This window comes from Mesorhizobium sp. 131-2-1 (assembly GCF_016756535.1).
GTDB lineage: Bacteria > Pseudomonadota > Alphaproteobacteria > Rhizobiales > Rhizobiaceae > Mesorhizobium.
The window spans coordinates 319922-342210 of record NZ_AP023247.1 but is presented as its reverse complement, the minus strand read 5'-3'; the positions used below and the strand labels follow the sequence as shown (position 1 = coordinate 342210).

The window sequence follows — 22289 nt, the reverse complement described above, 5'->3', positions numbered from 1 at the left end:
GCCGGCCTAGCCGGCGCGCAGCGGCTTCAGCGCCTCGCTCCAGCGGAACAATTCGTCCAGCATGGTCCTGGCGCCGTTGAGCACCGGCTCGCCGGGCTGGAAAGCGCCGTCCTTGTCGAGCAGCGTCTTGTAGGCCGCCAGCGCCACACCCTCGGGGATCGGCATCACGCCGACCGCGGTCAGCAGAGGCTTGAGCGCTTGCGCGGCGCGCAGGCCACCGGAGACGCCGCCATAGCTGAAGATGGCGGCCGGCTTGTAACGCCACTCCTTGAGCAGGTAGTCGATCGCGTTGACGATCGCGGGAGCCACGAAATAATTGTACTCCGGCGCCACGAAGACGAAAGCGTCGGCGGCGTCGATCGCCTTCGACCAGGCCTTCGTGTGCTCCTTCTCGTATTTGGCGAGCCTCGGATGATGCGGCTCGTCCAGCATCGGCAGTTCGAACGCGGCGATGTCGGTCAGCACGGGCTCGAATTTCCCGTGCTCGCGCGCGAAGCCGTCCAGCCATTCAGCGAAGACCGGTCCGGCGCGGCCGGGTCGCGTGCTGCCGATGATGATGTTCAGCCGGTGTTTCAAGGCGGGGCTCCTACAGGTCGCGGTATCTATTGGTGACTGCCAGTAGGGCATGCCGCGAGAGGCTGCAAGAAAGGCGCGCTCCGAAGCCGGTAACATTCCGGAGAGTGACCCCCGGCGCGCTGCAGTTCCGCCGCATGGACGTCAGCCGGGGCAGGCACTACATTCAGGGGAACAAGCGGAGCAAGCCATGGACACCCAGCCGGCCCCCTTCGTGCCGCCGGCGCCGAAGCCGCGCACCTCGCCGCCTTCGACGCTGGAGATGATGCGCATCGTCTACCGCAATCCGCTCGAACTGTGGGGCGAGCCGACCTACAACGAACCCTGGATTTCGGTGAACGGCGTCGGCGGCCCACTGGTCGTCGCCAACGATCCCGGCCTCATCCGCCACGTGCTGGTCGACAATGCGAGGAACTACAAGATGGCGACGGTGCGCCAGATGATCCTGCGCCCGATTCTGCGCGACGGCCTGCTCACCGCGGAAGGCGAGGTCTGGAAGCGCTCGCGCAAGGCGATGGCGCCGGTGTTCACGCCGCGCCATATCTTCGGCTTCGCCCAGCCGATGCTGAAGCGCACGCTGGACTTCGTCGCCCGCTACGAGGCGGGCGGCACCACCGACATTGCGCATGACATGACGCTGCTCACCTACGACATCCTCGCCGAGACGCTGTTTTCCGGCGAGATCGCCGGCGAGCCAGGCAGCTTCGCCAGGGAGATCGACCGTCTGTTCGAGACCATGGGCCGGGTCGATCCGCTCGACCTTTTGCGCGCTCCCCTGTGGTTGCCGCGGCTCACCCGCATCCGCGGCCGCAAGACCATGGCCTATTTCCGCGACATCGTCGCCGGCACCGTGAGGATGCGCGAGGAGCGGCTGAAGCGCGATCCCGATGGCGTGCCGCAGGACTTCCTCACGCTTCTGCTCAAGGCCGAGGGGCCGGACGGGCTGACGCGCGCCGAGGTCGAGGACAACATCATCACCTTCATCGGCGCCGGCCACGAGACGACGGCCCGCGCGCTCGGCTGGACGCTCTATTGCCTCGCCGAGGCGCCATGGGAGCGCGACAAGATCGAGCGCGAGATCGACGACGTGCTGTCGCGTGAGCCCGATCCGACGAAATGGCTGGACGCCATGCCGCTCACCCGCGCCGCCTTCGAGGAGGCGCTGCGGCTCTATCCGCCGGCGCCGTCCATCAACCGCGAGCCGATCGAGCCGGAAACCTGGAACGACCTGCATATACCGAAATACGCCGCCGTGCTGGTGATGCCCTGGGTCGTCCACCGTCACCGCAAGCTATGGGACAGGCCCGACGCCTTCATGCCGGAACGCTTCCATCCGGGAAACCGCGATAGGATCGACCGCTTCCAGTACCTGCCTTTCGGCGCCGGGCCGCGCGTCTGTATCGGCGCCAGCTTCGCCATGCAGGAGGCGATCATCGCGCTCGCCATCCTGTTGTCGCGCTTCCGCTTCGACAGCACCGCCGAAACCCATCCATGGCCGGTGCAGAAGCTGACGACACAGCCTCAGGGCGGCCTGCCGATGCAGGTCACCGCCAGGCGCGCGTCATAGCCGCTTGGCTGCGGTCAGGCCGCGGGTTTGCGCTGGAACTGGCCGGCGGCGCGGAAGCGCCAGAGATAGCTTGGCAAGATGGTTCCGATCGACTGCGGCTGGATGGCGAGGCCGGCAAGCGTCCTGTTTTCCCGGGCGGCCTGGTCGGAAACGATGTTGTGCTCGCGCAGCTGCAGCACCTGGTCCTTGGTCAGCAGCGGGTTGGGCAGCAGGCCGAGGATCGAGGCCTGCAGGTTCGCCACCCACCACGGCACCGGCGCCAGGATCCGCTTGCGGTCGATCACGGTGAGCAGCTCTTCCATGCACTCCTTGAAGGTGAGCACCTGCGGTCCGCCGAGCTCGTAGACGCGGCCGCCTTCGACCTTGCCGTCGACGGACTGGGCGATCGCTTCGGCGACATCGCCGACATAGACCGGCTGGAATTTGGTCTGGCCGCCGCCGAGCAGCGGCAGCACCGGCGAGAAGCGCGCCATGTTGGCAAAGCGGTTGAAGAAACCGTCCTCCGGCCCGAAATTGATCGAGGGCCGGAAGATCACGGCATCGCTGATCGTCTCCAGCACCGCCTTCTCGCCAAGCGCCTTGGTGCGCGCGTAGACGGACTGCGAATTGAGGTCGGCGCCCAGCGCCGAGACATGGGTGAGGCCGGCGCCGACCGAGCGCGCGGCCTCGGCCACGGCGCGGGCGCCAAAGTCGTGCACGGCGCCGAATTTCTGCCGCCCGCTCTCATGCAGGATGGCGACTAGGTTGACGACGTGGTCGGCGTCCTGCACGGCGCGGTCGACCGACCAGCGCACCCGCACATTGGCCTGCACAGGCTGGATCTGGCCGACATTGCCGAGCGGCTGCAGATGGCCGGCGAGATCGGGGCGGCGGCAGGCCACCCGGATGCGGTAACCGCGCTTGGCCAGCGCCCGCACGACATGGCGGCCGACAAAACCGGACCCGCCGAAGACGACGACGAGCTTTGGGATCTGCAGGATTTCGGTCATGGCTGGCTCCGGCGCGCTTTCCAGATGGCACTGGGTCTTGGCTGAAGCCGTTTCATAGTCGGTTTCGCGTCAAAGGCAAAGGGCGACCGGAGGTCGCCCTTGACCAATTTCTGCCCTCGTCAGAACGCCCTGCCGATGCGGGCGCCGATTGAGTGGTGGAATGTTTTCGTGCTGCCAGAGGGAAACACAGAAAACCCCGCCGAAGCGGGGTTTTCCGGGTGACGCTCGCGCCGAAACAGGGTCTGACGAGACGGCCTGACCTGAGACGGCATCAAGGCGGCGTGAAGCAAACACGCTCCGCCTCAGCCCTGGACGCCCGGCACGGCGCCGCCAACCGCAAGCCGCGACGAAGCCACCCCTGCGGCTCGCGATGTTGGGTGCCGATGGTGGGTCGTGGCAGCGCGCGAAAAGGTTCAGCACTGGTGCGGAAAAATTACCCGTCCGCCATGGTTCCGGGCCGGTGCAGGCGCCACTGCGAAAGGGACAGGGCTGCCAAATCAGCTGGAGGAATAGCGCTCGGCGAATTCGGAGATGCGCTGGATCACCGCCTTGGGCGCGTTGATGCCGCGCGCCACGGCCTTCTCCGCCGCCTCGGCCCGGGCACGTCCCGGCACATGCACGCCGTAGCGGCGGCGCAGCCGGTCGAGCTGATCGCGCATGCGCTGCTCGAAGTCCGGATCGAGCAGCTTCGGCTCGACCGCGAGCACGAACAGGCCGGTTCCCGGACTGTCCGGGCCGCCGCTGAACCAGGGCGCGTCGAGCGACCAGTTGGCGCCGGAAAGGCCCGCGGCCAGTACCTCCACCATCAGCGCGATGTTGGCGCCGCGCTGGCCGCCAAAGGCAAGCATGGCGCCTTTCATGGCGGCCGCCGGGTCGGTGGTCGGGTTGCCGCTGGCATCCAATGCCCAACCTTCAGGGATTTTTTTGCCATCCTCGGCAGCCTTGCGGATGTTGACGAAGGCGGTGGCGCTCGACGACTGGTCGATGACCAGCGGCGGCCCTTCGGCCGACGGGGCGGCAAACGACATCGGATTGGTGCAGTAGACCGGCTTGACCGAGCCCGAGCCGGCCAGCACCGCCGGCCCGTTGGTGGCGGCGAAGGAGACCAGGCCCTGCTCGGCCAACCGTCCGGTGAAATAGCCGAGCGCGCCGCAGGTGTAGGCGTTCCTCTGCGAGAAGATGGCGACGCCGAACAGCCTTGCCGCCTTGGCGAGATCCTCGATCGTGCGGTCGAAGCCGGTATGGGCGAGGCCGCCGCGCGCATCGGAGAGATAGACGGCCAGCGCCGGCCTGGTGATGACCGGATCGGCATTGCCATCGATGCGGCCGGCCTCGATCGCCTCCAGATAGTCGATGAAATGCGCCAGTCCGACCGCGACAAGCCCTTCCGCCTCGGCCGCGACGATTGAAGCGGCGAGCGCCTGTGCGTTTTCCTCATTGGCGCCGGCGCCGAGCGCCGCCATCCGGCACAGTCCTTTTGCCTGGTCGAGACTGAGTTGCATCATGGCCGTCCTGGATCGCGGGTATCTGGTTGCATTGGTGGGTCTGTGCCTAGCAGCAGATGAGGCGGCTTTTGTGATGAAAACCGTCCGCAACTGCAAGAAAAGCGGCGGACACGTCGGCCCTTGCCGTCGCGCCAAGAATCCCTAGCCGATCTTGACCGGAATCCGCGCCTCGATCCGGCTGAAGGCGAAGACCAGAATGCCGGTGATGGCCATATAGATCAACGCCAGCAGCAGCAAGGGTTCGTAAGTAAGGTAGGTGTCCTGCCGCACCTTTGACGAGACGGCGAAGATGTCGATGACGCTGATCGTCGCCACCAGCGGCGTCGACTTCAGCTGCAGCACGGTCTCGCCGGTCAGCGTCGGCAGCGCCCGGTAGAAGGCCTGGGGCAGCCAGATGCGGCGGAAGATTTTCCAGCGGCTCATGCCGAAGGCGCGGGCGGCTTCCAGTTGCCCCTTGGGCACGCCGGCAAAGGCGCCGCGCATTACCTCGCCCTCGTATCCGGCGAAGGACAAGGTCAGTGCCAGCACGCCATAGGGCCATGCCTGCCTGAGGTAGGGCCACATCCAGGAGTCGCGTATCCAGGGATACTGCGGAAACAGCGAGCCCAGTCCGTAGTAGAGCAGCCAGAGCTGCAACAGCAGCGGCGTACCGCGGATGATGGTGCAGAACACCTTAGCCGGCGCGGCGAACCAGAACGGGCCGCCGGCCTGCGCCAGCCCGAGCGGCACCGCGAGCAGGAAGCCCAGCGCGCAGGTGACGGCCAGGATCCACAGCGACCGCCAGATGCCGATGAGACCCATTTCCCAATATTGCGGCAGCCAGTCCCAGCGCATGAAGAAGGCGGCGCTCAGGACCAGCGCCAGCGCGATCAGGATCAGTACGATGCGATGCGGGTGCAGCCACAGCGAGGCGCGTGCAACGGCATTGACGACGGCGGCTTCGTTCGCCATCAGCGCGCCTCCTTGATCGAAGGCATGCCGCGCCGGGACCAGGTTTCGACGCGGCCGATGATCAGGTTGGAGAACAGCGACAGCAGCAGGTAGAGGGCGCCCGCCGCGATGTAGAAAATGAGATATGCCTTGGTGACGCCCGCGGCCTGCCGCGTCGCAAGCGTCAATTCGAAGAAGCCGACGACCGCCAGCAGCGCGGTGTCCTTGGTGGCGATCAGCCAGAGATTGGCAAGTCCGGGAATGGCGAAAGGCAGCATCGCCGGCAGCGTGATACGCCGCAACAGCAGGCTTGGCGGCATGCCATATGCGCGGGCGGCCTCAATTTGACCCTGCGGGATAGACAGGATGGCGCCGCGGATCACTTCCGTCGAATAGGCGCCCTGGACGAAGCCGAGCACGAAGATGCCGGCCGCCAGTCCGCTGATGTCGATGCGCTGGTAGCCCATCGCCGCCAGCACCTGGTTGATCAGGTCGGTGCCGGCATAATAGAGCAACAGGATCAGAACCAGCTCAGGCACGGCGCGCACGACGGTCGTGTAGACGGCGAGCAGATCGCGCACCACCGGACCGCCATAGAGCTTGCCATAGGCGCCGCCGGTGCCGATCAGCAGCCCGAGGCAGGTGGCGCCGATGGCGATCTCGATCGAATGCAGCAGCCCGACCAGCAAGGTGCCGCCCCAGCCGGGCGGCGCGGGCGACAGGAGTTCGATGATACCGGCCGCGGAGGCCGGAAGAAACGCGTCGATCAGCTTCGCCCCCGGATTGCTGGCTACATCCACCGCCGGCAGCGGTCGGCGGCAAGCATGCGTGGGAAAGGTCGGGCAAGAGGGCATGGCGCTGGCGCCAATGCCCTCTTGCTCATGCGAGGGTCGTCAGTTCGACTGCGCAGGGCCGCCGTAGATGTCGAAATCGAAGTACTTCTTCGTGATCTCGTCATACTTGCCGTTCGCGCGGATCGCCTTGATGCCGTCGTTGATCTTTGCCTTCAGGTCGGTGTCTTCCTTGCGCACGCCGGCGCCGATGCCCGGTCCCAGCACTTCGTCGTCCGGAGCCACCATGCCCTTCAGGTCGCAGCAGGCCTTGCCCTGGTCCGACTTGAGGTATTCCACAAGCGCGATCGAATCGGCCTGCACCGCATCGAGGCGACCGGCGGCGAGATCCTGGTTGGCTTCGTCCTGGGTCTGGTATTCCTTGATTTCCTGCGCCCCGGTGAAGTGCTTCTTGGCGTACACCGCGTGTGTGGTCGACACTTGGACGCCGATCACCTTGCCCTTGAGGTCGTCCGGCGTGGCGCCGAATTTCTTGTCCTTAGGGCCGATGATCGCCGGCAGCGTATTGTAGTACTTGTTCGAAAAGTCGATCGTCTTCTTGCGTTCGTCGGTGATCGACATCGAGGAGACGATCAGGTCGATCTTCTTGGTGGTCAGCGCCGGAATGATGCCGTCCCAGGCGACAGGCGTGATCACGCAATCAAGTTTCTCCTCGGCGCAGACGGCGTCGATGAAGTCGATCTCCCAGCCGACCCATTTGCCCGACGCATCCGGCGAGGTGAAAGGCGGATAAGGCTCGGCGGCGACGCCGATCTTGACCGGATCGGCCTTGGCGACGCCCATCGCGGCGACGCCAAGAAGCAGCGCCGCGGCGAATGTCTTGAGTACAGTCTTCATTTCAGGACTCCCAGTTTGTTGTTGTTCCCGGTTTTCGCCCGCTTCGCACTGGCCCTAGCCGACGTTGCGGAGGAATTGCTTGAGCCTTTCGGATTTCGGCGCGCCGAACAGCTGTTCCGGCGGGCCTTCTTCCTCGACCAGCCCGTTGTAGAGGTAGACGACATGCGTCGCGACCTCGCGGGCAAACTTCATCTCATGCGTGACCAGAACCATGGTGCGCCCCTCGCGCGCCAGGTCGCCGATCACCTTCAGCACCTCGCCGACCAGCTCCGGATCGAGCGCCGAGGTCGGCTCGTCGAACAGCATGACGCGCGGATTGATCGCCAGCGCCCGGGCGATCGCGGCGCGCTGCTGCTGGCCGCCAGACAGATAGGCCGGATAGACGTCGCGCTTCTCGGCGAGCCCCACACGCGCCAGCAGCTTCTCGGCCTGGGCGATCGCCTCGTCGCGCCTGACGCCCAGCACATGCACCGGAACCTCGATGACGTTCTCGATCAGCGTCATGTGGCTCCACAGATTGAAGTTCTGGAACACCATGCCGAGCTTGGAGCGGATGCGCTCGATCTGCTTGCGGTCGGCGGGAATGGTGTGGCCGTGGCTGTCGGCCTTCAGCTTGATCTCTTCGCCGTTGACGCGGATGATGCCGCTGGTCGGATTTTCCAGGCAATTGATGCAGCGCAAAAGGGTTGATTTGCCGGAGCCCGAACCGCCGATGATGGCGATCACCTCGCCGTCGCGCGCCGACAGCGACACGCCCTTCAGCACGTGCAACTGGCCGAACTTCTTGTGCAGGTTTTCGACATGGATGGCTTCGGCGGCGCCGTTTTGCGCCTCGCCGGATCGGACTGCGGCAACGCCCACCGCGCTCACAGGGTGATCTCTATTAGGTCGAAGGCAGTTCGTCGAACGTCCATCCGGCTAATCAACATACGCTGTACTGCCCCGCTCCAGATCTCAGCATGGACCCAACAGCGCGAGCCCGTCAATCCCGCTCATTACGGCACTTGCGGCCTTGTTGTGCAAGTGTATAAATAGCCTCCCGTGAAATTTTTCCGATTTTTTTCAGCTAAAAAGGGCATCGATGAGCGCTTTCGGATCACAGTCCATGGCAGCGCCGCTGCGGCGCGTTTTGATGCGTTCGGCGGCCAACGCCATGCGGGACGCCGACAAAGCTGCCTGGCACTATGGCCCGGGGTTCAACCCGGTGAAAGCAGCATCGCAGCACGCGGTCCTTGCTGAACTGGTGGCGGCTTCCGGCGCCAAGATCGAATGGATCGAGGACAAGGCCGACGGCCTTTCGGATTCGGTGTTCACGCACGACCCATCGCTGATGACCGAACGCGGCGCGCTGATCCTGTCCATGGGCAAGCCATTGCGCGCCGGGGAACCTTCCCTGCATGAGGAAACCTACAGGAGGCTAGGCATTCCGATCCTCGGCCGCGTCGAGGCTCCCGGCCAGGTCGAAGGCGGTGACTGTGTATGGGTGGATGCCCGCTCTCTGGCGATCGGGCGGGGTGTCCGCTCCAACCAGGAAGGCATCCAGCAGGTTTCCAACCTGCTGACGCCGCTGGGCATTTCCGTCTACGGCTTTGATTTGCCGCTGTGGCAGGGCGAAGAGGCGTGCCTGCATCTGATGTCGGTTATCAGCCCGCTGGCCGACGACCTCGCGCTGGTCTATTCACCGCTTTTGCCGGCCCCGTTCTATCAGATGCTGAAGGCGCGAGGCATCCGGCTGGTCGAAGGCGACGCAGAAGAGTTCGCCGCTTCCAACGGCCTCAGCCTGAATGTGCTGCCGACCAGCCCGCTCAAGGTCATTGCCGTTGCAGGCTTTCCCAGGACCAAAGTCGCGATGGAGGCCGCGGGCTGCACGGTTGAAACCTTCGAGGCGGATGCGCTCTGCATCGCCTGTGAAGGCGGGCCGACATGCCTGACGCGGCCGATCCTGCGCCAATGAATGCGCCGTCCCGCCGCAAGTTCCGTCGCGAGGGCGAGGAGCGGCGGCGGCAGGATCTGATCGAAGCGACGCTGGACAGCGTCGCGGAATATGGCCTGCAGGGCGCCACCTTACGCACCATCGCATTGCGTGCCGACGTCACCGCCGGGCTGATCCGGCACTATTTCCCCGGCAAGGAAGAATTGCTGCAGGAAGCCTATACAGCCCTGGTCGGCCGCATGACCGAGCAGGCCAAAGCAGCATTGGCGATGGAAGATGCTTCGCCGCGCCAACGCCTTGCGGCTTTTGTCACCGCCAACCTCAACGCGCCGATCGTCGACGCGCGGGTGTTTTCGCTCTGGGCAACCTTCCTCGGCCGCGCAAGTGCGGATCCGACCCTGGCCCGTGCCCACCGCGAAGGCTATCTCGGCTTTCGCAACGAGGTGGAAGCGGTTGTGGCCGAAGTGCTCGCCGCAGAACAGCGCAAACCGGACGCAAGCCAGCTGCGCCACCATGCCATCGCGATCAATGCGATCATCGACGGACTCTGGATCGAAGGGTGCCTGGCCAGCGAGATGTTCTCGCCCGGCGAATTGGCGGCGATTGGCATCAAGACTGTCGAGGCCGAACTCGGCCTCGCGCCGGAAAGCGGAGAAAACCAATGACGACAATCGGCGAAGCCCTCATCACCCTGCTCGAGGCGCATGGCGTCGACACCGTCTTCGGCATTCCGGGTGTCCACACCGTCGAGCTCTATCGCGGCCTGGCGCGTTCGAGGATCCGCCATATCACGCCGCGCCATGAGCAGGGCGCCGGCTTCATGGCCGACGGCTATGCCCGCGCCAGCGGCAGGCCGGGCGTCGCTTTCGTCATCACCGGTCCGGGGCTCACCAACACCATCACCGCCATGGGCCAGGCGCGCGCCGATTCGGTGCCGATGCTGGTGATCTCGGGCGTCAACGCCACGCCGACCCTGGGCAAGGGCCTCGGTTTCCTGCACGAATTGCCCGACCAGCGTGGCATGATGGAGAAAGTGGCGCTGTTCTCGCAACGGATCACCGAGGCCGAGGAACTCCCCGGCGTGCTGGCCCGCGCCTTCGCGCTGCTAGCGTCATCGCGTCCCGGTCCGGTCCATGTCGAGATCCCGACCGATGTCATGGTCAAGCCGGCCGACGGCATTGTCGCCTCATTGAGCAATGCGGCGCCTCCGGCTCCCGAAGCGGCCGCGATCGCGCAGGCAGCAAAGCTTTGCAAGACCGCGAGCCGCCCGCTGATCCTGGCCGGCGGCGGCGCCAAATGGGCCGAGGCGCCGTTGCGGCTTCTGGCCGAGAGGCTCGGCGCGCCGGTCGTCGAAACGACCAACGCGCGCGGCCTTCTGCATGGCCATCCGCTCTGCGTGCCGGCGAGCCCCAGCCTGAAGGCGGTGCGCGCGCTGATGGCGGAGGCCGATCTGGTGATTGCCGCCGGTACCGAATTCGGTCCGACCGACTATGATGGCTATGGCGACGGCGGTTTCGTCCTGCCCAGCAATCTGATCCGCATCGACATCGGCGCCGACCAGCTCGCGCGCCGTCCGGTGACGGTCGGGATCCAGGCCGATTGCGCCGAGGCGCTGCGTGCCCTGCTGGCGGAGCTCGGCTCAGCCCCCTTCGCCGCGAAAGACGGCGATGCCCGGGCGGCCGCGGCACGAAAGGCTGCGTTCGCCGAGCTGAGGCCGGACTATGTGGCGCAGATGCGCGCCGTGGAGACGATCCGCGATGCACTGCCCGGCGCCATCATCGTTGGCGACTCGACGCAGCCGGTCTATGCCGCCAATCTCTACTATGATCACGACCGGCCGGGCGGCTGGTTCAACGCCGCGACCGGCTTCGGCGCGCTGGGCTACGGTCCGCCGGCGGCGATCGGCGCCGCACTCGCCGTGCCCGAGGCGCCGGTCGTCTGCCTGACCGGCGATGGCGGCTTCCAGTTCACCCTGCCGGAGCTGGGCGCGGCGCTCGATGCCGATGCCCCGGTCATCTTCGTCGTCTGGAACAATCGCGGCTATCGCGAGATCGAGACCTCTATGCTCGATGTCGGCGTCGAGCCGGTCGGCGTGTCGCCGGCGCCGCCGGATTTCTGCAAGCTGGCCGAGGCCTATGGCATCGCCGCCGAGCGGCTTGCCGGAGCGGACGGCCTCGCGGATGCGCTGAAGCGCGCCCGGGCGGCGGGCAAGCCGCGCGTCATCGAAATCACGGTGGATTGAGCGCCGTGATATCAGACGATGGCGCGGCGGGTTCGTTCTTCAGCGAGCCAGCGCCGTTCCGCGATCCGCTGAAGCTCCCCTATCTTGCGCCGCTGCGCCGGGCGGCGTCTTCGCGCATCTTGCCCTGGCCGCTGCGCAAGCGCGCCGCCAAGCTGTGCATGACCTTGTCCCGCAAGAGGCTGCATCGGGTGCGGCACATCGCCGTCGATCATTCGCAGTGGTGTTCCGCCGGCACGCCTGGCGGCCTTGGCCCAATCTGGCAGTATTGGGCGCAAGGCGTCGACGCGGCGCCGCCGGTGGTCCAGGCGTGCCTGCGCTCCGTGGCCCGCCACAAGGGCGAGCGCGAGCTCATCGTCCTCGACGACAGGACCGTCGAGAACCATATCGACCTTCCTGGCCACGTCTGGGACAAGCGGCGGCGCGGGCTGATGAACAGCCAGCATTTTTCCAACTTCATCCGGCTGGACCTGCTGGCCCGGCATGGCGGGACATGGCTCGATGCCACGATCCTGCTGCGGCAGCCGGTTCCGCCCGAAATCGAATGCGAGGATTTCTACATTCTGCGCGAGACCGGTCGCCACCCCCGACTCGTCGAAACCTGGTTCATCCATGCCCGCAAGGGCCACCCGCTGGTCGAGACCGTGCTTTGCGGCCTCGTCGACTACTGGAAGGCCCATGACAGGCTTCACGACTACTTCATGTTCCCCTACCATTTCGAGGCTTCGCTGCTCCTGCATCGGCGGCTTCGGCGCGAGTTCCTGGCCAGGCCGCAGGTCGGCGCCGACCGGCCGCACGAACTGCAATGGCGGCTCTTCGAGCCGTTCGACGAGGCCGCGCATCGCGCCGTTCACGATCGCTTCTGGTTGCACAAGCTTACGCACAAGGCCGAGCGTCCGGCGACCGACAAGCGCCTGCTCTGGGATGCGATCATCGACGGTTGGCCGGCGAGCTGAAACGATGATTTAGCGTGAACGAAATTTCAGTTGAGTGACGGCGCGAAAGGCGCGAGGTTCGGCGCCGGCGCGGCGCAAGAATGAAATGGACTGGAGCAGTCGAATATGACGGAAACACTGGACGGCAGGCATATCGTGGTGACCGGCGGCACGGGGGCGCTGGGTGGCGCGGTTGTCGGCAAGCTCTTGGAGCAGGGCGCGATCTGCCATGTCCCTAATGCCCATGCCGCGGCGCCTCCGCACTTTCCCTTCGCCGCCCATGACCGCGTCAGGCTGGCGCACAATGTCGACCTGTCGGATTCCGCCAAGGTCGAGGCGTTCTACCACCAGCTTCCCGACCTGTGGGGGTCGATCCACCTCGCCGGCGGCTTTGCCATGGCGCCGGTGGAGAAGATCGAATCGGCCTCCTTCGCCGAGATGATGGACACCAACGCCCGCACGACCTTTCTCTGTTGCCGTGCCGCGATCCGCTCGATGCTGACCTCGGGCACAGCGGGCCGCATCGTCAACGTCACGGCGCGCGCCGGGCTCGATCCCAGGCGCGGTTCCGGCATGGTCGCCTATGCCGCCAGCAAGGCCGCCGTCGCGGCGATGACGGTGGCGATGGCCGAGGAGCTGAAGCACAAGGGCATACTGGTCAACGCGGTGGCGCCCTCGACGCTCGACACGCCGGCCAATCGGGCCGACATGCCCGAGGCCGATTTCACCAAATGGGTGAGCCTCGAAGCCGCCGCCGAGGCGATCGCCTATCTCGCCTCGCCCACCAATCTGGCGATGAGCGGCACGCTGGTGCCGCTCTACGGCAGGGCATAGAGCTCAGCCGGTCGACCAAAGAAAAACCCCGCCGGATCGCTCCGGCGGGGTTTTCTCTGTTTGGCTTGGCGAAGAGGCCTAAGCAATTCCGACGGGAAAACCGCCACGCGGTTTTCCTGGAATGCTTTAGTTGCCCTGCTTCTTCAGCGCCGCGCCCAGGATATCGCCCAGCGAGGCGCCGGAGTCGGTCGAGCCGTACTGGGCAACCGCTTCCTTCTCCTCGGCGATTTCCAGCGCCTTGATCGAGACCTGCAGCTTGCGGGTCTTCTTGTCGAAGGCGATGACGCGGGCGTCGACCTTCTGGCCGACCGTGAAGCGCTCGGGGCGCTGTTCATCGCGGTCGCGGGAAAGGTCGGAGCGCTTGATGAAGGTCTCGATGCCGCTGTCGACCAGCCGCACTTCCAGACCGCCATCCTTGACGCCGATGACCTCGCAAGTGACGACGGCGTTCTTGCGCAGTTCGCCCGAAGTCGCCGCTTCACCGACCGTGTCACGGGCCAACTGCTTGATGCCGAGCGAGATGCGCTCCTTCTCGATGTCGACGTCGAGCACCTGCGCCTTGACCACGTCGCCGCGATTGTACTCCTCGATCACCTGCTCGCCCGGACGGGTCCAGTCGAGGTCGGAGAGGTGGACCATGCCGTCGACGTCGCCTTCCAGGCCGATGAACAGGCCGAACTCGGTCTTGTTCTTGACCTCGCCCTCGACCTGGCTGCCGACCGGATGGGTGCGCGCGAAGGCCTCCCACGGGTTTTCCAGCGTCTGCTTGAGGCCGAGCGAGATGCGGCGCTTGGCCGGATCGACCTCGAGCACCACAACGTCGACTTCCTGGGTCGTCGACAGGATCTTGCCGGGGTGCACGTTCTTCTTCGTCCACGACATTTCCGAAACGTGGATGAGGCCCTCGATGCCCGGCTCCAGCTCGACGAACGCGCCGTAGTCGGTGATGTTGGTCACGGTGCCCTTGATCTTCTTGCCGATCGGGAACTTGGTGCCGATCTCCGACCACGGATCGCTCTCGAGCTGCTTCATGCCGAGCGAGATGCGGTGGGTTTCCTGGTTGATGCGGATGATCTGCACCTTGACCGTCTGGCCGATGTTGAGGATCTCGGTCGGATGGTTGACGCGGCGCCATGCCATGTCGGTGACATGCAGCAGGCCGTCGATGCCGCCGAGGTCGACGAACGCACCGTAGTCGGTGATGTTCTTGACCACGCCCTCGACCACCTGGCCCTCTTCGAGGTTCTGCACGATTTCCGAACGCTGTTCGGCACGGCTTTCCTCGAGCACGGTGCGGCGCGACACCACGATGTTGCCGCGGCGGCGATCCATCTTGAGGATCTCGAAGGGCTGCGGGTTGTGCATCAGCGGCGAGACGTCGCGGATCGGGCGGATGTCGACCTGGCTGCGCGGCAGGAACGCCACGGCGCCGTCGAGGTCGACGGTGAAGCCGCCCTTGACCTGGTTGAAGATGACGCCTTCGACGCGCTCACCCTTGGTGAACTTCTCCTCGAGGCGCACCCAGCTCTCCTCGCGGCGAGCCTTCTCGCGCGACAGCATGGCTTCGCCAAGCGCGTTCTCGATGCGCTCGACATAGACTTCGACGGTGTCGCCGACCTTGAGGGAGGATTCCTTGCCCTTGGCGCCGAATTCCTTCAGCGGCACGCGGCCTTCGACCTTGAGGCCGACGTCGATGATGGCCATGTCCTTTTCGATCGCGGTGATCGTGCCCCGGACAACCTGGCCCTCGCCGGAATGGCCGGCGGTGAATGATTCTTCGAGCATGCTCGCGAAATCGTCGCGAGACGGATTAGCAGCTGACATTGTTTCTCCTGGAATACCCCGCGTCTGTCGCGGAGTGGGCGCCGTTGGTTAGCGTTGCGTGAGCCTGCCGGCGTTCCGGGCAGAAGAGCCCTTGGCCGCATTTAGCGGCAAGTCCGGCGCATGAAGAATGCTGGCAGGCTGGTTCGTGCCCGATATGGGTATTTTCTACGCCTCCGGCAACGGAAACACGAGGAAAAACCCAGCTCAGGCTCTGTTTCTCTTGGCCAGGACGTCGTCGATGATCGCCATGGCCGCCAGAAACGCGGCCTCTATAGCCATTTCGGACGTATCAAGCAAGTGCGCGTCGGCGGCCGGCTTGAGCGGCGAGTCGGCTCGGCCCATGTCGCGCTCGTCTCGACGCTCGATGTCGGCCAGGATGGTGGCGAAATCGGCGCTGCCGCCGATGCTCTCGATCTCCGCCAGCCGGCGCTTCGCCCGCACCTCGGCACTCGCCGTCACGTAGAGCTTGATGTCGGCGTCGGGGCACACGACGGTGCCGATATCGCGCCCGTCGAGCACGGCGCCCGGCGGCGTTTTGGCGAAGTCGCGCTGCTTTTCCACCAGGATGCGCCGCACGGTCGGGAAGACGGCGACCTTGGAAGCGGCCTCACCTACCGCATGCGCCGACAGCACCGCGCGGTCGAGTTTCGAAAGGTCCACCTGCCGCGCCGCGGTTTCCGCCGCCGAGACATTGTCGAGCGGCAGGCCGAGCCGAAGCAGCGCATGCGCCACGGCGCGATAGGTCAGGCCGGTGTCGAGCAGGTTCAGCCGGTAGTGGTCGGCAAGCCGGCGGGCGAGAGTACCCTTGCCGGCGCCGGCGGGGCCGTCGATGGCGATGGTGAAGGTTGGGGTCATGGGCGGGCTGCCTTTGCCGAAAAGAGCAAGCGCCGTGATCCTTCGCGCCCCCCTCTGTCCTGCCGGACATCTCCCCCACGAGGGGGGAGATTGGTGGCTTTGGCGCTTCGCCCCATCCTGCGACGCTGGCGATTGGCGAAAGCTGCGGTGCCGGCTGATCTCCCTCCTTGTGGGGGAGATGTCCGGCAGGACAGAGGGGGGCGCTGTCCCGCCAGCGTCTCAGGTCGGCTCAAACTCATCGCCCGTCACTCGATCTCCGCGCCGAGGCCCGTCATCAGTCCCATGAACTCCGGAAAACTCGTCGCGATCATGGCGGCGTCGTCGATGGTCACCGGCTTTTCCGTCGCCAGTCCCATCACCAGAAAACTCATGGCGATGCGGTGGTCGAGATGGGTCTTCACGGTCGTGTCCGGCCCATTGGGGTGTCGCCCGAGTCCCTTGCCGCCCGGCCTGCCGCGCACGGCGAGCGACGCTTCACCCTCGCTACAGTCGACGCCGTTGAGCTTCAGGCCGTTGGCGACCGCCGACAGCCGGTCGGATTCCTTGACCCGCAATTCCTCCAGCCCGTGCATAAGCGTCTCGCCCTCGGCGAAGCTCGCGGCAACCGCCAGCACCGGATACTCGTCAATCATCGACGGCGCCCGTTCCGGGGGCACGATGACGCCCTTCAGTTCAGATGAGCGCACGCGCAGGTCTGCGACGTCCTCGCCGCCGGCATTGCGCGGGTTGAGAATGTCGATCCGGCCGCCCATCTCCTGCAGCGTCAGCAGCAGGCCGGTGCGGGTCGGGTTCATCAGCACGTTCTCGATCACGATGTCCGAGCCCGGCACGATGAGCGCCGCGACCAGCGGGAAGCCGGCCGAGGACGGGTCGCCCGGAACGGCGATCGTCTGCCCGGTGAGCTTGCCCTGGCCCTCGATGAAGATGTGGCGCACGCCGCGCTCGTCGGTCTCGACCGTAAGATTGGCGCCAAAGCCCTTCAGCATCTTTTCGGTGTGGTCGCGCGTCATCACCGGCTCGATCACGGTGGTGATGCCGGGCGTGTTCAGCCCGGCAAGCAGCACCGCCGACTTCACCTGCGCCGAGGCCATCGGCACCCGGTAGGTGATGGGGGCGGCGTGCTTTGGGCCGCGCAGCGTGATCGGCATGCGGTCGCCGGGCGTCGCCTTCAGCACCTGAACGCCCATCTGGCGCAGCGGCTCCAGCACCCGGCCCATCGGCCGGCCGGAGAGCGATGCATCGCCAATGAAGGTCGTTTCCATGTCATAGGTGCCGACCAGGCCCATGGTGAGGCGCGAGCCGGTGCCGGCATTGCCGAAATCGAGCGGGCCTTCCGGTTCGAGCAGCGCCCCGTTGCCGGTGCCGCGGATCACCCACTCGGCGCCGCGCTTCTCGATATGCGCGCCCATCGCCTTCATCGCCGCGCCCGTGCGCATCACGTCCTCGCCTTCGAGCAGGCCGGTGATGCGGGTCTCGCCCGAGGCCAGGCCGCCGAACATGAAGGACCGGTGCGAGATCGACTTGTCGCCCGGCACCCGCGCGGCGCCGGAAAGGGCTGGAGATTTGCGGGCCGTGGCCGGTTTCGGAGCGGCAGCGTGAGACATGGTTTTCCCTGGATGGAACGCCGGCGCGCCGGCACTTTTCTTTTGTTGCGGCGGTCTCGTATCACGGCGGACTGAAATGGTCATCCCCTTGGTGCAAGGCCTTCGATTGCAAGCTTTTGCAATGCCAGCTTGAAGCCGGCTTTTGGCTTTGACAGCGCGGTAAACTGCCGTTAAGGGGACCACTCTTCTATCTACGAGGCCTACTGTGGCAAAATCTGAACTTGGCACCAAACGCATTGATCCGGAAACGGGTCGGAAATTCTATGACCTGAACAAGGACCCGATCGTCTCGCCCTACACCGGCAAGAGCTATCCGCGTTCCTATTTCGAGGAAGGCAAGATCGCCGCCCTCGAGGAGGATGAGGAAGTCGCCGACAAGGAAGTGGACGCCGAGGACGAAGAGGGCGCCGAGATCGTCTCGCTCGAAGAGGCCGATGACGAGGCCAAGGGCGGCGACGATCTTCCCGATCTCGGCGACGACGAGGACGATGTGGACCTCGGCGACGACGAGGACGACACCTTCCTTGCCGATGAAGAGGAAGAGGACGACGACGTCACGGACATGATCGGCGTCGGCGACGACGACGACGAGGTCTGATCGGGCCCCGACGCGATCGTTTGCCGGCCTTTGTTGGCCTGTGACGAAAAAGCGGTCGTTGAAGGCTTGATCTTGACCGAAGGCGGGGTTAGAAGCCGCCTGCACTTGACGGCGCGGTCCTCAAAACCCGCGCCGGATCTCTTCGCCGGAAACGGCGCCGGCTGACTGCCGGGAGTGGGGCCATAGCTCAGTTGGGAGAGCGCTTGAATGGCATTCAAGAGGTCGTCGGTTCGATTCCGATTGGCTCCACCAAACAGTCTCTAATGTTTTCAATCAATTAGCGGGCGGCCGATTTCGGCCACCGCCGCGAGAATCGTCCGGGGCACCGCCGGGGCACCGCGAGACGCATTTTCGGCCCCGAAATAGTTCTTTTGTCCAACACGGGCGCTGCCGCCGGGCGGGGATAAGAAATGCTCGGCGCGACTGTCTGTTTCGTGCTTCATTCAGAGCGCGCCTAGCCCCACTGTTTTGCCACTGTTTTCAGCGGGCTGGGCTTCCGCCGGAGAGGCCGATTGCGTTCCTGCCGTTTTCCCCTCATCTTCGTGGCAGCAAAAAAGTCGTGCTCAAAGGGGGGTGAGCGCAGATGTCCAAAAAATCAATCTTGCTTCCGTTGATAATACTCGCTGGGTGTACTGGTGTAGATGGCGAGACATATCTTGGCAGGCCTGGCTCTCCAGCATGGTTCGCAACTGCCTCGATGGATACCCAAGTCCAGTATTTTTCCCAACGATGCCAAGCTTATGGCTTCAAGCCAGGCACGCCCGAAATGGCTCAGTGCATCCAGAATGAATCTGGTTCCGCACGTCAGGCCGCAGCCATAAGATCAGCTTCCGTCAATGCCGGGATAGCGCAGGCTAACGCTACAATGGCCGCTCAGGCGGCTGCCAATCGCCCAAGAACCACAACATGCAACCGGTTCGGCAATACCGTCAATTGCACAACTTTCTGAGGCGGACCTGAGAATGTGGGGTCTGCTCTGGGAGTACTATGCGACGGCTGAATGCTTTGAGATTCGACTCTTTCGGTTGCTGCCAATCTATCGGTTGAAAGCGACAAACATCGTCGCCGCCCATGTCATCGAAGGTCCTTTCAATTTCACCGCTCTCTTGAATATGGGCTCGCATCCCTGGAATACCGTCAGCATCGTCAATCGTTGGCCTCGGAAGATGGTCTTGGTTGAAAAGCGGTGGTGGCCCCGGTTCCTAGCGATCACGCCGAAAAACCCGGATGAGTTCGCAGCGATGCTAGTCCGCAAGGTCTAGCACCGGGACGCTCTTTGGCTTGTGTGTTCGCAAAGTACATAATCGCCCCTTCGCCTGTTAGTCCCTAGAAACATGCGGCGAAATTTCAGAATGGCACCTACAGCGAACACTCAAAAGGTTCAAAAGCCTCCTCGGCTATGGTTTGCTACGGTGGCTTGACGCCGACAAGCAAAGGGGAGGACCGGGGATGTCTCGCTATTATTTGTTCCCAGAGGGTGAGGACCCACTACGGCTATCTCAGCGATTGGTTGAAGGTTTGACATTCGGGACCGACGCACTTCCTCAATTCGCCGGCACAAAGCAGCGCGTGCTCTCTGCGATGCTGGAACACGACGAGGGCAAACCAGTTCGGATCATCAGAACGGAAGCCGCAGTCTGGCAGTTCGACAAAGATGGCGGCATTCGAGAAGGTCTGCACCAGGCTCTGGCGTTAGCAATGGACTCTCTGCCAACTCCGCAGCCCAACGCAACGGTCGTTCAACTTCACCCGCATGCCAAGCAGGCGAAGTTGCAGAAGGAGTACCGGTGGGAGCCGGGGGGCGCAGAAATCGAACGGGTTATCGCCGACATCTGGCCGAAAAGGACGGGCGACCGATTGAAATCGGCCAAGGGGACAACGACACGCAAACCTCCCCTCACTTTTGATGCCAGGCATGCCATCGATGAAATCTCCGGGCAGTTCTGGAAAATTTCAAACGCGATAGAGCAGCTCAAGGAACCCAGCCAAAAGTCATTCGGATTTGAAGCTCGCGAGCGCTCCCGCGCAGATCCTGAGTATGCGCATCTATACCGGGCAATCGCTGAGATGTCCGACTGGCATCTAGAAGTGCAACGTCGTCGCCGAACCGGCAAAGGTGTTTGGTATGCCGTCGTGGACGTCACCCTGTGGGACGACAACCGCGTAGGGGAGAGCGTTGATCAGTTCCAAGAGAAATGCGTCGGAAGGGAAGCCGCTGTTAAAGCGGCGAGGAAGCTCCTGCGCGAGCATGCCGACAGGTTCGCGGACAACATTACCGTAGAGGCAGAAGTGCTCACTGACCTTGAATGGGATGTGCGGATGAAACAACTGCAAGCGGATTGAGATGAGGTTGCTTTTTGCCGGGACGCGAAAGGCCGCCACCAGAGACAGCCGGGCAGTTTTGCTGCACGGTCTGTGAGGTTTGTCACAGACGCATCGACGCATCGGTCTAGCTTGCGTGCAGTTTTTCCGCCAGCGGTGAAGGGAGTGCTCCGATGCTTGTGAACCTTCCTACGATTGTGAACCTTCTTCCTCTTGTCGCAGTTGGTCCCCTTGTGGACTGGCTCAGTCGCCGAGCCGAACAGAAGGCGCAATTGAAGGCAATGGACGAGCTGACCGAGTCACCGAACGACCTGCTCAGAGACATTGGGATTTCCCGTGATGACATCGAGACCACGCGCCTGCTGTCCAGTCGGAGGGCGGTGGGCTAACAAAAAGCCCGCCACCTTGAGGCAGCGGGCGCTAGTTTCCGGGAGGAGGCGGGCAAGTCCCCTGTGTGCCCGCAAAACAACGGTACGCCTCGCTTAGCTGGATAATAAGCTCGCGCCGGTTGAAGCTCTGCATATTCAAGCCGCGTGACTTTTCTGCCACTAGATAGAGAAAGTCTGCCGCGTGAGGCGGCGGGCGGTCGACGCAAGCGCACTCGCGGCTGACTGGCGGAAGAAGGGTGGCGCGTGATGCTTATACTGCGCCGCCTTCCTCGTCCGCTGGCATCATCGAGGCGAGCAAGACCTGAAAGTCCTCTGCCTGTATCTCGGCAAACATCTGTCCGGTGTAGTGCGCCAGCACCTCGGCCTTGCGGGTGATGTCGGCGAACGTCCGGCAGCGGTAGGCGCAGATTGCGGTGAACGTGTCGAGATCCGCCTGGGACGCCGCTTCCTGGGCCTCCTCGACCTGCCAGAGACCGAAGGCCTTGCGACGGTCAACTTCGTCGCGGAGAACCTGACGCAGAACGCGCGTGTCGTTGGCCTCTGCCTTGCGCAGCGCGGCGGTGGCTTCCGCCGCAGTCGCTGGGGCGATCTTGGCGATTGCCGCCAGCTTACGGTGCTGCTCTTCGTATCGCCGGATGATGTCGGCCCGCACATCGCGGTAGTGGTCGAACACGTCAAAGTGCGCGAAGTGCGCGGAGACGTTGAACGACTGCGCCCCGCCGATCGACAGATCGACAACCAGTTCCTTCTTGTTCTTAGCGAAATAGGCCTCCTCGAATTCGGACGTCTTGGCTAGGGCGCAATCGAAATCGCTGTAGGCTTTGCCCTTCGCAGCGATCAGCCTCTCCAACTCGGGGGAGACTGACGTGTCCTTTGCGCGGGCATCTTGCGTAGCGGTTACGACGGCAGCCACTGCGGCAGCGGCTGCCGTTGACGATGCAAGAAGGGCACGGCGATCTACATGCTGGTTCATGAAACTCTCCTGTAATGACGTTTGCGAGGCGGGCGCGTTTGACGCCCGCGAACCCCAGCGCATCAGCAGTTCACGTACGAAGCCGATTCGATGTGGATTGCGGGGATATTCGGATATGCCTTCGGCGGCTGCCTGAACTGGTGTGTTCGGCATTGTATGTCTCCCAAGAGTTAGAGGTCCGGTGAGGGCGCTCCTACTCGCCCCATGCGTAAGACGACTTGGCGAACGCCATGCCGCGAGCTTCCATTTCGGCTTCGGCTTCGCTGATGCGGCGCACATGCCCGAGGTAGACCGACAGAGCCCACGGCAGGCGCTTTTCGCAAACGTCGACATAGGCGGCGTCGTGCAGCCGGAACGCCGGCGTCAGCATCTCGTCGCGCTCGGCGATGACGCGCTGGTACTGCTTCACGAAGCGGATCGCCTCGCCCACTTCCTGGCTGGAAATGCGCCAAGCGTCCGAGATACGGGCATCGAAAGCACCGATAGCCGGGGTCAGGTCCAAAGAAAGTAGAGCGGTCATTTCGGATACTT

General features: G+C 64.3%; 23 protein-coding genes and 1 tRNA gene. 11 read left to right on the top strand and 13 right to left on the bottom strand.

The window, feature by feature from the left end:
* Positions 1–6: 6 nt before the first annotated feature.
* Complete coding sequence (locus tag JG743_RS01610; RefSeq protein WP_202297499.1) at positions 7–576, bottom strand: NADPH-dependent FMN reductase; 570 nt, start codon at positions 574–576, stop codon at positions 7–9.
* A 187-nt stretch (positions 577–763) separates the two neighbouring features.
* On the opposite strand from JG743_RS01610, the gene JG743_RS01605 reads away from it, so the two are divergent.
* Positions 764–2140: a cytochrome P450 gene (locus tag JG743_RS01605; RefSeq protein WP_202297497.1), complete on the top strand. Its 1377-nt coding sequence runs from the start codon at positions 764–766 to the stop codon at positions 2138–2140.
* A gap of 14 nt (positions 2141–2154) precedes the next feature.
* On the opposite strand, the gene JG743_RS01600 is transcribed toward JG743_RS01605, so the two are convergent.
* From JG743_RS01600 to JG743_RS01575, 6 genes are all read right to left on the bottom strand, one after another.
* Positions 2155–3129 (bottom strand): complex I NDUFA9 subunit family protein, encoded by a 975-nt coding sequence (locus JG743_RS01600; RefSeq protein WP_202297495.1) that lies wholly within the window; start codon positions 3127–3129, stop codon positions 2155–2157.
* Between the two features lie 497 nt (positions 3130–3626).
* Entirely contained in the window at positions 3627–4631 is a 1005-nt protein-coding gene (locus tag JG743_RS01595) for an Ldh family oxidoreductase (RefSeq protein ID WP_202302377.1), read from the bottom strand.
* Between the two features lie 144 nt (positions 4632–4775).
* Entirely contained in the window at positions 4776–5585 is an 810-nt protein-coding gene (locus tag JG743_RS01590; protein WP_202297493.1) for an ABC transporter permease, read from the bottom strand.
* The gene (locus JG743_RS01585) at positions 5585–6250 is read right to left on the bottom strand and encodes an ABC transporter permease (protein WP_202302375.1); all 666 of its coding nucleotides are present in this window, start codon (positions 6248–6250) and stop codon (positions 5585–5587) included. The genes JG743_RS01590 and JG743_RS01585 overlap by 1 nt, the downstream gene beginning before the upstream one ends.
* A gap of 207 nt (positions 6251–6457) precedes the next feature.
* Positions 6458–7252 (bottom strand): transporter substrate-binding domain-containing protein, encoded by a 795-nt coding sequence (locus JG743_RS01580; RefSeq protein WP_202297491.1) that lies wholly within the window; start codon positions 7250–7252, stop codon positions 6458–6460.
* 54 nt (positions 7253–7306) lie between these two features.
* Complete coding sequence (locus JG743_RS01575; protein WP_274608515.1) at positions 7307–8122, bottom strand: ABC transporter ATP-binding protein; 816 nt, start codon at positions 8120–8122, stop codon at positions 7307–7309.
* Positions 8123–8333: 211 nt separating this feature from the next.
* Here JG743_RS01575 and JG743_RS01570 point away from each other — a divergent pair, with 211 nt between their 5' ends.
* From JG743_RS01570 to JG743_RS01550, 5 genes are all read left to right on the top strand, one after another.
* Positions 8334–9206, top strand: a complete 873-nt coding sequence (locus tag JG743_RS01570) for a dimethylarginine dimethylaminohydrolase family protein (RefSeq protein ID WP_202297489.1) — start codon at positions 8334–8336, stop codon at positions 9204–9206.
* On the top strand, positions 9203–9850 hold the full coding sequence (locus JG743_RS01565) for a TetR family transcriptional regulator C-terminal domain-containing protein (RefSeq protein WP_244673042.1): 648 nt from the start codon (positions 9203–9205) through the stop codon (positions 9848–9850). Before JG743_RS01570 ends, JG743_RS01565 begins: the two co-directional genes overlap by 4 nt.
* Positions 9847–11427: a 5-guanidino-2-oxopentanoate decarboxylase gene (locus JG743_RS01560; RefSeq protein WP_202297485.1), complete on the top strand. Its 1581-nt coding sequence runs from the start codon at positions 9847–9849 to the stop codon at positions 11425–11427. Before JG743_RS01565 ends, JG743_RS01560 begins: the two co-directional genes overlap by 4 nt.
* Positions 11428–11432: 5 nt before the next feature.
* Positions 11433–12380, top strand: coding sequence for a capsular polysaccharide synthesis protein (locus tag JG743_RS01555; RefSeq protein WP_202297483.1), 948 nt, complete (start codon positions 11433–11435; stop codon positions 12378–12380).
* 105 nt (positions 12381–12485) lie between these two features.
* Entirely contained in the window at positions 12486–13193 is a 708-nt protein-coding gene (locus JG743_RS01550; protein ID WP_202297481.1) for an SDR family NAD(P)-dependent oxidoreductase, read from the top strand.
* Between the two features lie 126 nt (positions 13194–13319).
* On the opposite strand, the gene rpsA is transcribed toward JG743_RS01550, so the two are convergent.
* From rpsA to aroA, 3 genes are all read right to left on the bottom strand, one after another.
* Complete coding sequence (rpsA, locus tag JG743_RS01545; protein WP_127284419.1) at positions 13320–15017, bottom strand: 30S ribosomal protein S1; 1698 nt, start codon at positions 15015–15017, stop codon at positions 13320–13322.
* Between the two features lie 204 nt (positions 15018–15221).
* Positions 15222–15872: a (d)CMP kinase gene (cmk, locus tag JG743_RS01540; protein WP_202297479.1), complete on the bottom strand. Its 651-nt coding sequence runs from the start codon at positions 15870–15872 to the stop codon at positions 15222–15224.
* 245 nt (positions 15873–16117) lie between these two features.
* Complete coding sequence (gene aroA / locus JG743_RS01535; RefSeq protein WP_202297477.1) at positions 16118–17476, bottom strand: 3-phosphoshikimate 1-carboxyvinyltransferase; 1359 nt, start codon at positions 17474–17476, stop codon at positions 16118–16120.
* A gap of 205 nt (positions 17477–17681) precedes the next feature.
* Here aroA and JG743_RS01530 point away from each other — a divergent pair, with 205 nt between their 5' ends.
* Entirely contained in the window at positions 17682–18074 is a 393-nt protein-coding gene (locus tag JG743_RS01530) for a TIGR02300 family protein (protein WP_202297475.1), read from the top strand.
* 176 nt (positions 18075–18250) lie between these two features.
* Positions 18251–18326 (top strand) — tRNA-Ala (locus JG743_RS01525).
* Positions 18327–18343: 17 nt separating this feature from the next.
* Here the strand turns inward: JG743_RS01525 and JG743_RS01520 are convergent.
* Complete coding sequence (locus JG743_RS01520; RefSeq protein WP_202297473.1) at positions 18344–18517, bottom strand: hypothetical protein; 174 nt, start codon at positions 18515–18517, stop codon at positions 18344–18346.
* 519 nt (positions 18518–19036) lie between these two features.
* On the opposite strand from JG743_RS01520, the gene JG743_RS01515 reads away from it, so the two are divergent.
* From JG743_RS01515 to JG743_RS01505, 3 genes are all read left to right on the top strand, one after another.
* The gene (locus JG743_RS01515; protein ID WP_202297471.1) at positions 19037–19336 is read left to right on the top strand and encodes a hypothetical protein; all 300 of its coding nucleotides are present in this window, start codon (positions 19037–19039) and stop codon (positions 19334–19336) included.
* Between the two features lie 187 nt (positions 19337–19523).
* Positions 19524–20417 (top strand): hypothetical protein, encoded by an 894-nt coding sequence (locus JG743_RS01510; RefSeq protein ID WP_202297469.1) that lies wholly within the window; start codon positions 19524–19526, stop codon positions 20415–20417.
* 152 nt (positions 20418–20569) lie between these two features.
* Positions 20570–20785 carry a DUF1127 domain-containing protein gene (locus JG743_RS01505; protein ID WP_202297467.1) on the top strand — a complete coding sequence of 72 codons (216 nt, stop codon included), beginning with the start codon at positions 20570–20572 and terminating at the stop codon, positions 20783–20785.
* 250 nt (positions 20786–21035) lie between these two features.
* On the opposite strand, the gene JG743_RS01500 is transcribed toward JG743_RS01505, so the two are convergent.
* Together JG743_RS01500 and JG743_RS01495 are read right to left on the bottom strand one after the other, a co-directional pair.
* Entirely contained in the window at positions 21036–21911 is an 876-nt protein-coding gene (locus tag JG743_RS01500) for a hypothetical protein (protein WP_202297466.1), read from the bottom strand.
* 40 nt (positions 21912–21951) lie between these two features.
* Entirely contained in the window at positions 21952–22278 is a 327-nt protein-coding gene (locus tag JG743_RS01495) for a hypothetical protein (RefSeq protein WP_202297464.1), read from the bottom strand.
* Positions 22279–22289 lie beyond the last annotated feature (11 nt).